10 protein-coding genes are annotated in these 13387 nt (G+C 73.6%); 8 read left to right on the top strand and 2 right to left on the bottom strand.

Going from position 1 to position 13387, the window contains the following annotated elements:
- Nucleotides 1-6: 6 nt before the first annotated feature.
- Complete coding sequence (locus OOK31_RS34195) at nt 7-1383, bottom strand: diaminopimelate decarboxylase (protein ID WP_267091297.1); 1377 nt, start codon at nt 1381-1383, stop codon at nt 7-9.
- Between the two features lie 104 nt (nt 1384-1487).
- On the opposite strand from OOK31_RS34195, the gene hutU reads away from it, so the two are divergent.
- From hutU to OOK31_RS34155, 8 genes are all read left to right on the top strand, one after another.
- Entirely contained in the window at nt 1488-3173 is a 1686-nt protein-coding gene (gene hutU, locus OOK31_RS34190) for a urocanate hydratase (protein WP_267091296.1), read from the top strand.
- Between the two features lie 131 nt (nt 3174-3304).
- Nucleotides 3305-4495 (top strand): allantoate amidohydrolase, encoded by a 1191-nt coding sequence (locus OOK31_RS34185; protein WP_267091546.1) that lies wholly within the window; start codon nt 3305-3307, stop codon nt 4493-4495.
- Nucleotides 4486-5931, top strand: a complete 1446-nt coding sequence (locus tag OOK31_RS34180; protein ID WP_267091295.1) for a formimidoylglutamate deiminase — start codon at nt 4486-4488, stop codon at nt 5929-5931. Before OOK31_RS34185 ends, OOK31_RS34180 begins: the two co-directional genes overlap by 10 nt.
- Before the next feature lie 248 nt (nt 5932-6179).
- Complete coding sequence (hutI, locus tag OOK31_RS34175) at nt 6180-7358, top strand: imidazolonepropionase (protein WP_267091294.1); 1179 nt, start codon at nt 6180-6182, stop codon at nt 7356-7358.
- Nucleotides 7359-7539: 181 nt separating this feature from the next.
- Nucleotides 7540-8229, top strand: coding sequence for an LPXTG cell wall anchor domain-containing protein (locus OOK31_RS34170; RefSeq protein WP_267091293.1), 690 nt, complete (start codon nt 7540-7542; stop codon nt 8227-8229).
- Between the two features lie 17 nt (nt 8230-8246).
- A complete protein-coding gene (locus tag OOK31_RS34165; protein ID WP_267091292.1) occupies nt 8247-9233 on the top strand; it encodes a hypothetical protein in 987 nt (328 codons plus the stop codon).
- Nucleotides 9230-10354 carry a hypothetical protein gene (locus OOK31_RS34160; RefSeq protein ID WP_267091291.1) on the top strand — a complete coding sequence of 375 codons (1125 nt, stop codon included), beginning with the start codon at nt 9230-9232 and terminating at the stop codon, nt 10352-10354. The genes OOK31_RS34165 and OOK31_RS34160 overlap by 4 nt, the downstream gene beginning before the upstream one ends.
- Complete coding sequence (locus tag OOK31_RS34155; protein ID WP_267091290.1) at nt 10351-11697, top strand: hypothetical protein; 1347 nt, start codon at nt 10351-10353, stop codon at nt 11695-11697. The genes OOK31_RS34160 and OOK31_RS34155 overlap by 4 nt, the downstream gene beginning before the upstream one ends.
- 73 nt (nt 11698-11770) lie before the next feature.
- Here the strand turns inward: OOK31_RS34155 and OOK31_RS34150 are convergent, their stop codons facing one another.
- A complete protein-coding gene (locus OOK31_RS34150) occupies nt 11771-13285 on the bottom strand; it encodes a peptide MFS transporter (RefSeq protein WP_267091289.1) in 1515 nt (504 codons plus the stop codon).
- Between the last annotated feature and the right edge of the window lie 102 nt (nt 13286-13387).

Genomic DNA, 13387 nt, shown 5'->3' with positions numbered 1-13387 from the left:
CGGGCCCTAGAGCGGCGGCTGGAGCAGCGCGTCGCGCAGGGCGCCGCCCGCCTCCGCCACGAGGGCGGCGGCCGACTGTGCCGGGCGGGCCAGGGTGAAGCGGACGCCGCCGTCCGGGCCGGCCGTGAACCCGTGGACGGCCGGGCGGGGGAGGCTGTTGTAGCCGTAGTGGGCCGTGAAGAAGTACGCGCCCGTGTCGGGGACGGCCAGCACGTCGCCCGGCGCGAGTTCCGGCAGCTCCCGGGCGGTGGCGAGGAGGTCCCCCGCGAAACAGGCCGGGCCCGCCACGTCCTGGGCGACCGGCGGGCCGTCCTTGGGGGCGCCCTTCGCGTCGTACGGGAGGATCCGCAGCGGCCAGGCCGCCGGGGCGTACACGGTGCGGGTGGCCAGCTGGACGCCCGCGTGGGTCACGGCGATGGGGCGGCCGCCCGTCACCTTCGTGTACTCGACCCGGGTGAGCACCGTGCCGTGCTTGGCCAGCAGTGACCGGCCGAACTCCGTGACCAGGCCGTACGAGCCGTCGAACAGTGCCGGCACGGCCTCGCGCAGGGCCCGCGCGTACTGCCCGTACGTGGGGGTGTGCGCGTCGGAGGCGAAGTTCACGGGCAGGCCGCCGCCGATGTCCAGGGTGTCGACCTGGCGCCGCCCGGCCGCCGCGTTGATCTCCTCGGCCAGCGCGTGCAGCTCCCGCACGCCCTCCGCGATCAGCGCCAGCGGCACCCCCTGCGAGCCCGAGTGGGTGTGCAGCCGGGTCAGCCACGGCCGCCGCACGTAGGCCCGTACGAGCCACTCGCGGGCGCCGGGGTCCCGCAGGGCGATCCCGAACTTGGAGGTTGCGGTCGCGGTGGAGAGGGCGTCGATGGTGCCCGCGCCCGTCTGCGGGTTGATCCGGACGCCGAGCGGGGACGCCGTCGGTGCCGCCGCGACGAGTGCGTCGAGCCGCTCCAGCTCCTGGCGGTTGTCGGCGTTGACGGCGACGCCCAGGGCGAGGGCCTCGCGCAGCTCGGCCTCCGTCTTCGCGGGGGAGTCCAGCACGATCCGCTCCGCCGGGACCCCGGCCGCCCGGGCCAGCGCCAGCTCCCCGGGGCTCGCGACCTCGCAGCCGATGCCCGCGTCGGCGAGCAGCCGCAGGACCGGGACCAGTGGGGCGGCCTTCACCGCGAAGGCGTGCAGGACCGGGGTCCCGGGCGCCACGGCGGCGGCGAAGGCCCCGTTCAGCGCGGCGGCGGAGGCGCGGATCCCGGCCGCGTCCAGCAGGCAGACCACCGGCTCGGAGTCCAGCAGCCCCTGCTCCACGGCGGCCCGTACGACCAGGTCACGGGGCGGGGACGCGGGGGCGGAGGGGTCGGGGTACGTGCCGTGTGCGTGCGTCTCGGCGGCCATGTCCGCCATCCCATCATCCGGCGGACCCGCCCGCAGCTGTTGACTGGATCTATTCATGCCGCCAGGATGTGAATAGATTGACCAACACCGGAGGAGGCACCGCCATGTCAGGACCCCGCCCCGTACGGGCCGCGCGAGGCACCGAGCTCAGCACCCTGGGATGGCAGCAGGAGGCCGCCCTCCGGATGCTCCAGAACAACCTCGACCCCGAGGTCGCCGAGCACCCCGACAAGCTCGTCGTCTACGGCGGCACAGGCAAGGCCGCCCGCGACTGGCGCTCGTACGACGCCATGGTCCGCACCCTCCAGACCCTCAAGCAGGACGAGACCATGCTGGTCCAGTCCGGCCGCCCGGTCGGCGTCATGCAGACCCACGAGTGGGCGCCGCGCGTCCTGCTCGCGAACTCCAACCTGGTCGGCGACTGGGCCAACTGGGAGGAGTTCCGCCGCCTGGAGAACCTGGGCCTGACCATGTACGGCCAGATGACGGCCGGTTCCTGGATCTACATCGGCACCCAGGGCATCCTCCAGGGCACCTACGAGACCTTCGCCGCCGTCGCCGCGAAGCTGCATTCAATTGGTAAGGGAGGGGTCAACGGGACCCTCGCCGGCACCATCACCCTCACCGCCGGCCTCGGCGGCATGGGCGGCGCCCAGCCGCTGGCCGTGACGATGAACGACGGCGTCGCCATCTGCATCGACGTCGACCCGCGCGCCATCGACCGCCGCATCGAGCACCGCTACCTGGACGTCAAGGCCGACAACCTCCGCCACGCCCTCCAGCTGGCCGTCGAAGCCCGCGACGCCCGCAAGCCCCTCTCCATCGGCCTCCTCGGCAACGCCGCCGAGCTGCTCCCGCAGATGCTGGCCGAGGGCGCGCCGATCGACATCGTCACCGACCAGACGAGCGCCCACGACCCGCTGGCCTACCTGCCCGTCGGCGTCGACTTCGACGACATGGCCTCCTACGCCGCCAAGGACCCGGCGGGCTTCACCACCCGCGCCCGCGAGTCCATGGCCACGCACGTCGAGGCCATGGTCGGCTTCATGGACGCCGGCGCCGAGGTCTTCGACTACGGCAACTCCATCCGCGGCGAGGCCCAGCTGGCCGGCTACGACCGCGCCTTCGCCTTCCCGGGCTTCGTCCCCGCCTACATCCGGCCGCTGTTCTGCGAGGGCAAGGGCCCCTTCCGCTGGGCGGCGCTGTCCGGCGAGGCCTCGGACATCCACAAGACCGACAAGGCGATGCTCGAGCTCTTCCCGGAGAACGAGTCCCTGCACCGCTGGATCAAGATGGCCGGCGAGCGCGTCCACTTCCAGGGCCTGCCCGCGCGCATCTGCTGGCTCGGCTACGGCGAGCGCGACAAGGCCGGCGAGCGCTTCAACGAGATGGTCGCCGACGGCACCCTCGCCGCGCCGCTGGTCATCGGCCGCGACCACCTCGACTGCGGCTCGGTGGCCTCCCCGTACCGCGAGACCGAGGCCATGCTCGACGGCTCCGACGCGATCGCCGACTGGCCGCTGCTCAACGCCATGGTCAACGTCGCCTCCGGCGCGTCCTGGGTCTCCATCCACCACGGCGGCGGCGTCGGCATGGGCCGCTCGATCCACGCGGGCCAGGTCACCGTCGCCGACGGCACCGCGCTCGCGGGCGAGAAGATCCGCCGCGTACTGACCAACGACCCCGGCATGGGCGTCATCCGGCACGTCGACGCCGGCTACGACATCGCCGAGTCCGTCGCGGACGAGCGCGGCGTCCGCGTCCCGATGCGCGAGGGCGACTCCGCGTGAGCGAGGCCGAGATCCCGGGCGCGGCGCCGCTCCCGGGGCTCCGCCCCGGACCCCGCGCCTCGAACGCCGGCGAGGCTGAATTTGCCTCCGGCGGCGCCTCGAACGCCGGCGGGGCCGGCTCGTTCCACGCCATGTGGGCCGACCTCGCCCCCATCGGCCGCGACAGCGGCAGCCGCGGGTACCGCCGGTACGCATGGACCGGCGCGGACCAGGACTGCCGCGCCTGGTTCCGGGCGCAGGCCGAGTCCCGCGGGCTCACCTACGAGGTGGACCGCAACGGCAACCAGTGGGCCTGGCTCGGCGACCCCCTCGCCGGGGACGCCGTCGTCACCGGCTCGCACCTGGACTCCGTCCCCGACGGCGGGGCCTTCGACGGCCCCCTCGGCGTGGTGTCCTCCTTCGCGGCCCTGGACGAACTCCGCGCCAGGGGTGCGGAGTTCTCCAGGCCGCTGGCCATCACCAACTTCGGTGACGAGGAGGGCGCCCGCTTCGGCCTCGCCTGCGTCGGCTCCCGGCTCGCCGCCGGACAGCTGACCAAGGAGAAGGCGTACGAGCTCCGCGACGCCGACGGCACCTCCCTGCCCCAGGCCATGGAGCGGGCCGGGTACGACCCCGAGGCGATCGGCGCCGACCCCGAACGCCTCGCCCGCATCGGCGCCTTCGTCGAACTGCACGTGGAACAGGGCCGCGCCCTCGACCTGTCCGGCGACCGCGTCGGCATCGCCTCCGCGATCTGGCCGCACGGCCGCTGGCGGTTCGACTTCCACGGCGAGGCCAACCACGCGGGCACCACCCGCCTGGTCGACCGCCGCGACCCGATGCTCACGTACGCGGCGACCGTGCTGGCCGCCCGCCAGGAGGCGGCCCTCGCCGGTGCCGTCGCCACCTTCGGGAAGATCTCCGTCGAACCCAACGGGGTCAACGCCATCCCCTCCCTCGTCCGGGGCTGGCTCGACTCCCGCGCCGCCGACCAGGCCACCCTCGACACGGTGGTCACCGCCATCGAGAAGGCCGCCCGCGAGCGCGCCGGCCAGGACGGCACCGACCTCGCCGTCGTCCGGGAGTCCTTCACCCCGGTCGTGGAGTTCGAACACGCCCTGCGCGACGAGATGAACCGCATCCTCGGCGGGTCCCTGCCCGTCCTCGGCACCGGGGCGGGACACGACGCCGGAATCCTCTCCGCCGCCGTCCCGACCGCGATGCTGTTCGTACGCAACCCCACCGGCGTCTCCCACTCCCCGAAGGAGTTCGCCGCCGAGGACGACTGCGTGGCCGGAGTCCTCGCCCTCGCCGACGTACTGGAAGGACTCGCGTGCAGTTGAACGCGGAGAAGACGTACTGGCTGGAACACGCCTGGCTCGGCACCCACGTCGAGCCGGGCGTGGCCCTGGCGACCGGCGCCGACGGGCGGATCGCCGCCCTGCGCACCGGCGTGGACACCCCGCCGCCCGGCGCGGAGGTGCTGCGCGGACTCACGCTCCCCGGCCTGGCCAATACCCATAGCCATGCCTTCCACCGCGCACTTCGTGGAACGGTGCAAGCCGCCAGCGAGTCCCTTCCCGGACTGGCCAACGCTCACTCGCACGCGGGTTCATCCCCGCAGTGGAGGGGAGCAAGCGCGGTGGGAGGCATGGGGCGAGCCCCGGATTCATTCTGGTCCTGGCGTGAGGTGATGTACGGCGTAGCGCAGAAACTCACCCCCGACAGCTACTTCTCGCTCGCACGTGCGACTTACGCCGAGATGGCGCTGGCCGGCATCACGAACGTCGGCGAGTTCCACTACGTCCACCACGCCCCCGGCGGCGCCCCCTACGCCGACCCCAACGCGATGGGCGAGGCCCTGATCGAGGCGGCCGCCGCCGCCGGGATCCGCATCACCCTGCTGGACACCGCGTACCTGGCCTCCGGTTTCGGCGAGGCCCCCAACGCCCACCAGCTGCGCTTCTCCGACGGCACCGCCGACGCCTGGGCCGAGCGGGTCTCCGCCCTCAAGCCCCGCGAGCACGCCCTCGTCGGCGCGGCGATCCACTCGGTGCGGGCCGTCCCGGCCGGGCAGCTGTCCACCGTCGCCGCCTGGGCCCAGGAGCGGCGGGCCCCGCTGCACGTCCACCTCTCCGAGCAGACCGCGGAGAACGACGCCTGCCGGGCCGCCCACGGCCGCACCCCCACCGAGCTCCTCGCCGACCACGGGGTGCTCGGCCCGCGCACCACCGGCGTCCACAACACGCACCTCACCGACACCGACATCGCCCTCCTCGGCGGCACCGGCACCGGTACCTGCATGTGCCCCACCACCGAACGCGACCTCGCGGACGGCATCGGCCCGGCCACCCGCCTCCAGCGCGCGGGCAGCCCGCTGTCCCTGGGCAGCGACAGCCACGCGGTGATCGACCTGCTGGAGGAGGCCCGCGCGATGGAGCTCAACGAGCGCCTGCGCAGCCACACCCGGGGCCATTGGACGGCGAACGCCCTGCTCACCGCGGCCTCCGCCGACGGCCACGCAGCCCTCGGCCTGTCCGACGCGGGCCGCCTGGAGGCGGGCGCGCTCGCCGACTTCACCACCGTCGCGCTGGACTCCGTACGCACGGCCGGGCCGCTGCCGCGGCTCGGCGCCGAGACGGCCGTCTTCGCCGCGACGGCGGCGGACGTCCGCCACACGGTGGTCGGCGGCCGCCACGTCGTCCGCGACGGCGCGCACACTCTTGTCCCCGACGTCCCCTCGGCCCTGGCCGAATCCATCGCAGCCGTGCGCGGCTGACGCTGCTGTTCCCCCACCCCGCCCCTTCCCGAAACCGGGGGCTCCGCCCCCGGACCCCCGCGCCTCAAGCGCCGGCGAGGCTGGGATGTGCGCAGCACATCCCAGCCCGCGCGGCGTTTGAGCGCACCGGGCGCGCAGCGCCCGGGACGGGTGCCGGGCGAAGCCCGTGCACCCTGCGGGGCCCGGGGCCGCAGGCCCCGGTTTCGGGAAGGGGCGGGGCGGGGGAGAAGAACCCTCCGAGAGGAACCATGACCACCACCGCGATCACCAACATCGCCAGCCTCGTCACCAACGACCCGTCCGTCGGCGACGGCAGCCCCCTCGGCCTGATCGAGAACGCCGCGGTCGTCATCGACGGCGAACGCATCGCCTGGGTCGGCCGGACCGCCGACGCCCCCGCCGCGGACACCGCCTTCGACGCGCAGGGCCGCGCCCTGATCCCCGGCTTCGTCGACTCCCACTCGCACCTGGTCTTCGCCGGCGACCGCACCGCCGAGTTCAACGCCCGGATGTCCGGCCGCAGCTACTCCGCCGGAGGCATCCGCACCACCGTCGCCGCCACCCGCGCCGCCTCCGACGCCGAGCTGGAGGCGAACCTGCTGCGCCACCTCGACGAGGCCCGCCGCCAGGGCACCACCACCTTCGAGACCAAGTCCGGCTACGGCCTGACGGTCGCCGACGAGGCCCGCGCGCTGCGCATCGCCGCCGCGCACACCGAGGAGGTCACCTACCTCGGCGCGCACATCGTTTCCCCGGACTACGCCGACGACCCGGCGGCCTACGTGGACCTCGTCACCGGCGAGATGCTGGCGGCCTGCGCCCCGTACGCCCGCTGGGTCGACGTCTTCTGCGAGAAGGGCGCCTTCGACGGGGACCAGGCCCGCGCGATCCTCACCGCGGGCGCCGCCGCCGGGCTCATCCCGCGCGTCCACGCCAACCAGCTCACCTACGGGCCGGGCGTGCAGCTCGCCGTGGAGCTGGAGGCCGCCTCCGCCGACCACTGCACCCACCTGACCGACGCGGACGTCGACGCCCTCGCCCAGGGGTCCGCGACCACGGTCGCCACCCTGCTGCCCGGCGCCGAGTTCTCCACCCGCGCCCAGTGGCCCAACGCCCGCCGGCTGCTCGACGCGGGCGCCACCGTCGCCCTGTCCACGGACTGCAACCCGGGGTCCTCGTACACGAGTTCCATGCCCTTCTGCATCGCGCTCGCCGTCCGGGACATGCACATGACCCCCGACGAGGCCCTGTGGGCCGCCACCGCCGGCGGCGCCCGCGCCCTGCGCCGCAGCGACGTCGGGACCGTCACCCCCGGGGCCCGCGCCGACCTGGCTCTGCTGGAGGCCCCGAGCCACGTCCACCTCGCGTACCGCCCCGGCGTCCCGCTGGTGTCGGCCGTCTGGCAGCGCGGGGTCCGAGCCGCCTGAACCCGGCCCGGGGGAAGCCCCCGGCCGCCGCGAAACCGTCCCCGGGACGGCCCGAAAACGTACGGTCGGCAGGCCGTTGATCCGGGCCGTCCTTTGTCTTCCCTCCGTAAGGTCCCGGGCGTACCTTGAGCCACCAATCTGATGTGTCGTCAGTAACTTGTGGCCCGAGGGGAAGACGAAGGTGTCCGACCGGAAACGCTCCACCGCGCTCGCGCTGGCCTCCGCGCTGGCCGGATCGGCCGTACTGCTCGCCGCCCCCGCGGCCCACGCCGACGTCGTCGACGTGCAGTACAACTGCCAGACCCCCATCGGGGACAAGTCGGCGGTCTCGCCCATCGACATCAAGGCCGTCAAGGAGGGCGACGGCTACAAACTCACGATGTCCTTCCAGAAGGGCGTCTCCTCCAGCCCCATCGAGCTCGGCAAGGGCGCCATGAGCCCCAGCGCCGTCGTCATGGCCGACGGCGCCGAGAAGGCCTCGATCCCGGTCTCCGGACCGCCCAACCCCGAGGCCGCGCCCGCCAACACCCCCATCAAGATCACCGACCTCTCGGGCACCTGGACCCCCAAGAAGAGCGGCAAGGTCACCTTCACCGCGGGCGTCCTCACCATCAAGGCCATGGGCACCACCACCACCTGCACCCCCGGCAACAGCCCCAAACCCTCCCTCGAACTGGAGGTCACCGCGGCCGGCGGCGGCAAGGACACCGCCCCGCCCCCCGCCGCCGGCGGCGACACCCTCCCGCAGACCGGCCCCGCCGACTCCGCACTCGCCCTCGGCACCCTCGGCGCCACCGTGCTCCTGACCGGCGCGGCCGGCGTGCTCTGGCTGACCCGGCGCGGCGGGCGGGCCCCGCGGGCCCGGTCCTGAACGGAGCAGCCCCGGCCATGCCCGCGCTCCACACCCTCAAGAGGCTCGGCGCCCTGCTCCTCACCACCGCAGGCCTGTACCTCCACGCCGCCGCGGCCACCCCGGCCGCCGCCGACGAACCCGGCTGGACCGCCGAACCGGCCACCGGCCGGCCCGGCGCCGCCCGCCCGTACTTCTACCTCGCCGGCACCCCCGGCACGGTGCTGGAGGACCGGCTCGCCCTCGTCAACACCACCGACCGGGAACGCAGCATCACCCTGCGCGGGGCCGACGCCTACAACACCCCGGACGGCGCCCTCGCCGTCCGCCCGGCGGATGCGGCCGGGGCGGGCGGCCCGGGCTCCTGGATCAGCTTCGGCGCCGGGACCACCGTCCGGATCCCGCCCCGCACCCGCGCCGTGGTCCCCTTCACCGTCACCGTGCCGCCCGCGTCCGCACCCGGAGACCACCCCGCCGCCGTCGTCGCCACCGAGGACGGCCGCGAGGCGGGCGTACGCGTCCACCTGCGGGTCAGCGGCCCCACCCTGGCCGCCCTCACCGTCGAGGACGTCTCCGTACGCGGCCGGGGCGCGGCCACCGTCATCGCGTACACCCTGGTCAACCGGGGCAACGTGGCCCTCGCCCCCGAGCTCGCCGTCGACGCCGACGGCCGCTTCGGCGAGGTCCCCGGCCGCAGTGCCCGCGCCCTGCCGCTGGAACTCCTGCCCGGCCAGCGCGTCGAGCTGACCGAACCCTGGCCCGGCGCACCCCTCCTGGACCGCGTCGCCCTCACCCTCACCGCGACCGCCCCCGGCGGCGCCCGGGCCACCGCCACCGCCTCGGCCTGGTTCCTGCCCCGGGGCGCCGCCTGGACCGGCGCCGGGCTCCTCGCCCTCGGCGCGGCCACCACGGCCGCACTGCTCCTCGTACGCAACCGGCGGGCCGGCCGCGAGCAGCCCGCCGGGCCGCCCGCCGCCGAAGAGCTCCGCACCCCGCACCCCGAGCTGACGGGAGCATCCAGGTGAGCCGCGACCGCGCACTCCCCCTGCTCGGCGCGGTCCTGGCCGCGCTCGCCCTGGCACTGCTCCCGGCCACCGCCCGCGCCGCCGTCCCGGCCACGGCCGAGGAGGGCAAGCCCACCGTGGCGCTCTCGCTCCAGGAGGCCGCCATGGGCACCGAGATCACCGTCACCGGCACCGGCTGGCGGGCGAAGACCATGGTGATGCTGCTGGTCTGCGGCCAGAACATGATCGGCGGCACCAACAGCTGCGCCAACGCCGACGGAGCCGCCGTGTCCGTCGCCGACGACGGCCGCTTCACCGCCCGGCTGGCGGTCGTGGCACCGCCCAAGCCCTGCCCCTGCGTGGTCGACGTGGCCTCCGTCAACGGCGACCAGTCCACCGTCGCCGTCCCGCTGAAGATCACCGGCCACCCGGTGGCGGACCTGCCCGCCGAGTCCGGCACGCCGCGCCTGGCGATGCTCACCGGGGTCCGCCTCAAGGGCGAGGACGGGGTGCTGACCTGGTTCGGGGCCCCGCCCGCCCGGAAGTTCACCGCGACCGTCGGCAACCTCGGCTCGGCCCCCGTCAAGGACCCCGTCTTCCAGCTCGGCACCGCCCACGGGGTGTTCGCCCCGACCTGGGAGGAGGCCCGCTGGAAGGGCACCATCGCGCCCGGCGGCAAGGCCGAGATCGCCCTCGACGTGGCCCTGCCGGCGGGGGCGCACGGCGACTGGACCGTCTCCCTCAAGTACGGGGACACGGTCCTCGCCGCCCAGCCCTGGGGCGTGGACCGCCCGTACGGGGTGCTGCTCTTCTGGGGTCTGCTGCTGGTGGTGATCCCGACGGCGCTCTTCCGCATCGGCATGGCCGTCGTCGACCGGGTCCGTCCGCGCGCCGGGGCCGCCGGCCGCCACCGGGGCGCGAAGACCCTCGACGCCGCTTCGGCGGTGACGGCCCGGCTGCCGCGCGTCCCCGCCCTACGGGGCCCCGCGCGCCCCCGCCCGCCCGGCGAGAGCGGGCCCCCCGAGACCTCCACCGCCGTCCTGCCCTGGTTCGCACCCGAACCCCGGGCCGCGGGACCGGCGGAGGAACCAAGGACATCCGCACCGTCCGAGACACGTCCGACGACGAAGGGACATTCGTGAAGATCCGACGGAGGGTGAGCGCGGCCCTGGCCGCGCTGCTGCTCAGCGGCGCGGGTATCGCCATGGCGGCTTCCCCCGCCCAGGCTGCCGAGGCCACGTTCAAGGTGAAGTGCGTACCGCCCGCGGGCGGCGGCGACCCGGTGGAGGGCGAGACCACCGCCAAGATCACGGCCCCCGCCACGGCCAAGGTGGGCGACGAGGTCGACGTGTCGTGGGAGACGGTCAAGCCCGCCTCCAACAACACGGACCTGATGGTGATCCCGCAGGACTCCGTGCTGCCCACCGGCTGGTTCACGGTGGGCGGCGGCGGGGGAGGCGAGCTGAAGGTCGTCGGGGAGAAGAAGAACCCGGAGATCCCGAAGAAGGCCCCCATGGTCATGTCGACCATGAAGGGCAAGCTCAAGCTCACCAAGGCGGGCAAGGTCACGCTGACGCCCGGCCGCTACGAGGTCGCCGTCACCTTCTCCTTCGGCACCTTCGTCACCAAGTGCGCCCCGATCGGCACGGTCACCGGCGGCGCCACCATCGACGTCGCGGAGGGCACGACGGGCGGGACCACGGGCGGCACGACGGGCTCGACGACCACGGGCGGCACGACCGGCTCGACCACGACCGGCGGCACCACGGGCTCGACCACCTCGGGCTCCACGTCCGGCGGCACCACCGGCTCCACCACCGGCGGCAGCGGCGGCCAGACCGACTTCCCCGGAAAGCCCGTCGAGGTCGCCTACGACTGCGGCGCGGTCGTCCCGGGCGGCATCAAGACCCCGGTCACGGTCAGCGCCAAGAAGAACACCTCCGGCGGCTACGACCTCACCGTCAAGACCGCCAAGGGAGCCATGGCCGCCCCCATGGCCCTGCCCGCCGGGGCCCTCAAGCCCTCGATGGCCATCAAGCTCGGCGGCGCCGACAGCGGCACGGTCAAGGTCTCCGGCCCCGCCAACGCCGAGCCCATCCCGGACAAGGCCCCGGTCAGCCTCAGTGACATGACCGGCACCTACAAGCCCGGCAAGACGGGCAAGGTCACCCTCAGCCCCGACCAGCTGACGATCGACGTCACCATGGCCCCGGGCTCCACCCCGATCGTCGTGCCCTGCAAGGCGTCCAGCAGCGGGGTCTCCCTGGAACTGGACACCGCCGCCCAGCCGGGCGGCTCGGGCTCCACCACGGCCGGCACCACCGGCAGCTCCTCCTCCACCACCACCTCGGGCGGCCTCGCCGACACCGGCGCCGACGACGACGGCGGCATCAAGGCCCTCGCCCTCGTCGCGGGCACCGTCATCCTCCTCGGCGCCGCCGTCTTCACCTTCACCCCCTGGCGCCGCCTGCGCGGCACCCGCTAGGCACCCCGCACACGGCAGCGGCCCGGCACACCGAGTGGTGTGCCGGGCCGCTGCCGTGCTCGAAGGGGGTGCGTCAGTGCACGTCGCCCATCAGGCCCTTGACCTTCTGGCGGTACGAGTACACCGCGAAGCCGGCCAGGACCGCGGCGGCCGCCTGGAAGGCGATCACCCAGGTGCCGTTGAGGTCCACGCCCGCGAGGGACAGCAGACCCGTGGTGCAGTCACCGGCGGTGACCGCGAGGAACCAGACACCCATCATCTGGGAGGCGTACTTGCGCGGCGCCATCTTCGTGGTCACCGAGAGGCCGACCGGGGACAGGCACAGCTCGGCGATGGTCTGGATCATGTAGATCGAGACCAGCCACATCGGCGACACCTTGGTGCCGTCGCCCGCCATGCTCATCGGGACGATGAAGATGAAGAAGGACGCGCCGACCAGGACCAGACCCATCGCGAACTTCACGATGGTGTTCGGCTCCTGGTTCTTGCGGGCCAGCCACAGCCACAGCCAGGCGAAGAGCGGGGCCAGCGCCATGACGAACAGCGGGTTCAGGGCCTGGTACAGCACGGTCGACGGGGTCCAGCCGAAGATCGAGCCGGTCTTCGAGTCGGCGAACAGCGACAGGGTCGAACCGCCCTGGTCGTAGATCATCCAGAACACGGCGGCGGCGACGAAGAACCAGATGTACGCCGTCATCTTCGACTGCTCGGGGGCCGAGAGGTCCTTGTCACGCTTGATGCGGACCAGCACGGTGACCGGGATGATCAGACCGGCGATGGTGATCGGGTACAGCGCCCAGTTGATCGTGAACATGCCCATGGCGGTCACGGTGCCGTAGAAGGCGGCGACGATCGCGAAGACGGCGACGGCCTTGACGATGAGGCCGTTGCGCTCGCTGTCCGACAGCGGGTGCGGGACGACGCTGCTCTCGGGGCTCAGCGTGCGGCCGAACACCAGGAACATGACCAGGCCCGCGCCCATGCCGATCGCGGCGAGCAGGAAGCCGAGGTGCCAGTTGACGACCTCGCCGACGATGCCGATCACCCACGGCGCACCGAAGGCGCCCAGGTTGATGCCGACGTAGAACAGCGTGAAGCCGCCGTCACGGCGCGGGTCGTCCGGGCCGTTGTACAGGTGGCCGACCATCGTGGAGATGTTGGCCTTCAGCAGACCGGAGCCGACCGCGACCAGCAGCAGACCGGCGAAGAACGAGATCTGGCCGGGCAGCGCCAGCGCCACGTGACCGGCCATGATCACGCAGCCGGCGATGGTGACGGTCTTGCGGGCACCCCAGACGCGGTCGCCGAACCAGCCGCCCGGCATGGCCATCAGGTACACCATGGCCACGTACACGGAGTAGATCGCCGTGGCGACGCCCATCTTGAAGCCCAGGCCACCGCCCTGGCTTCCGGTCGCCGCGTCCGTACCGCCGGAGACCAGGTACAGGACGAGAAGCGCACGCATGCCGTAGTAGGAGAACCGCTCCCACATCTCGGTCATGAAGAGTGTCGCCAGGCCGATCGGGTGGCCGAAGAGAGTCTTCTCGTGCGCAGAGCTCGGAGAGCCCGTCGTCAGGCTGGAAGCCATGTCGATCCTTGCTTGCTCGGGACGCTTGGCTTCGTGAGCTGAACAGCGCCCGGTGGGGGGTGGCCGGCACCGGCGAAAGGAGCCCCACCCCACGCCCTGGGG

Source organism: Streptomyces sp. NBC_00249, assembly GCF_026342355.1.
Lineage (GTDB): Bacteria > Actinomycetota > Actinomycetes > Streptomycetales > Streptomycetaceae > Streptomyces.
This window is presented reverse-complemented; position numbering and strand designations above follow the sequence as displayed.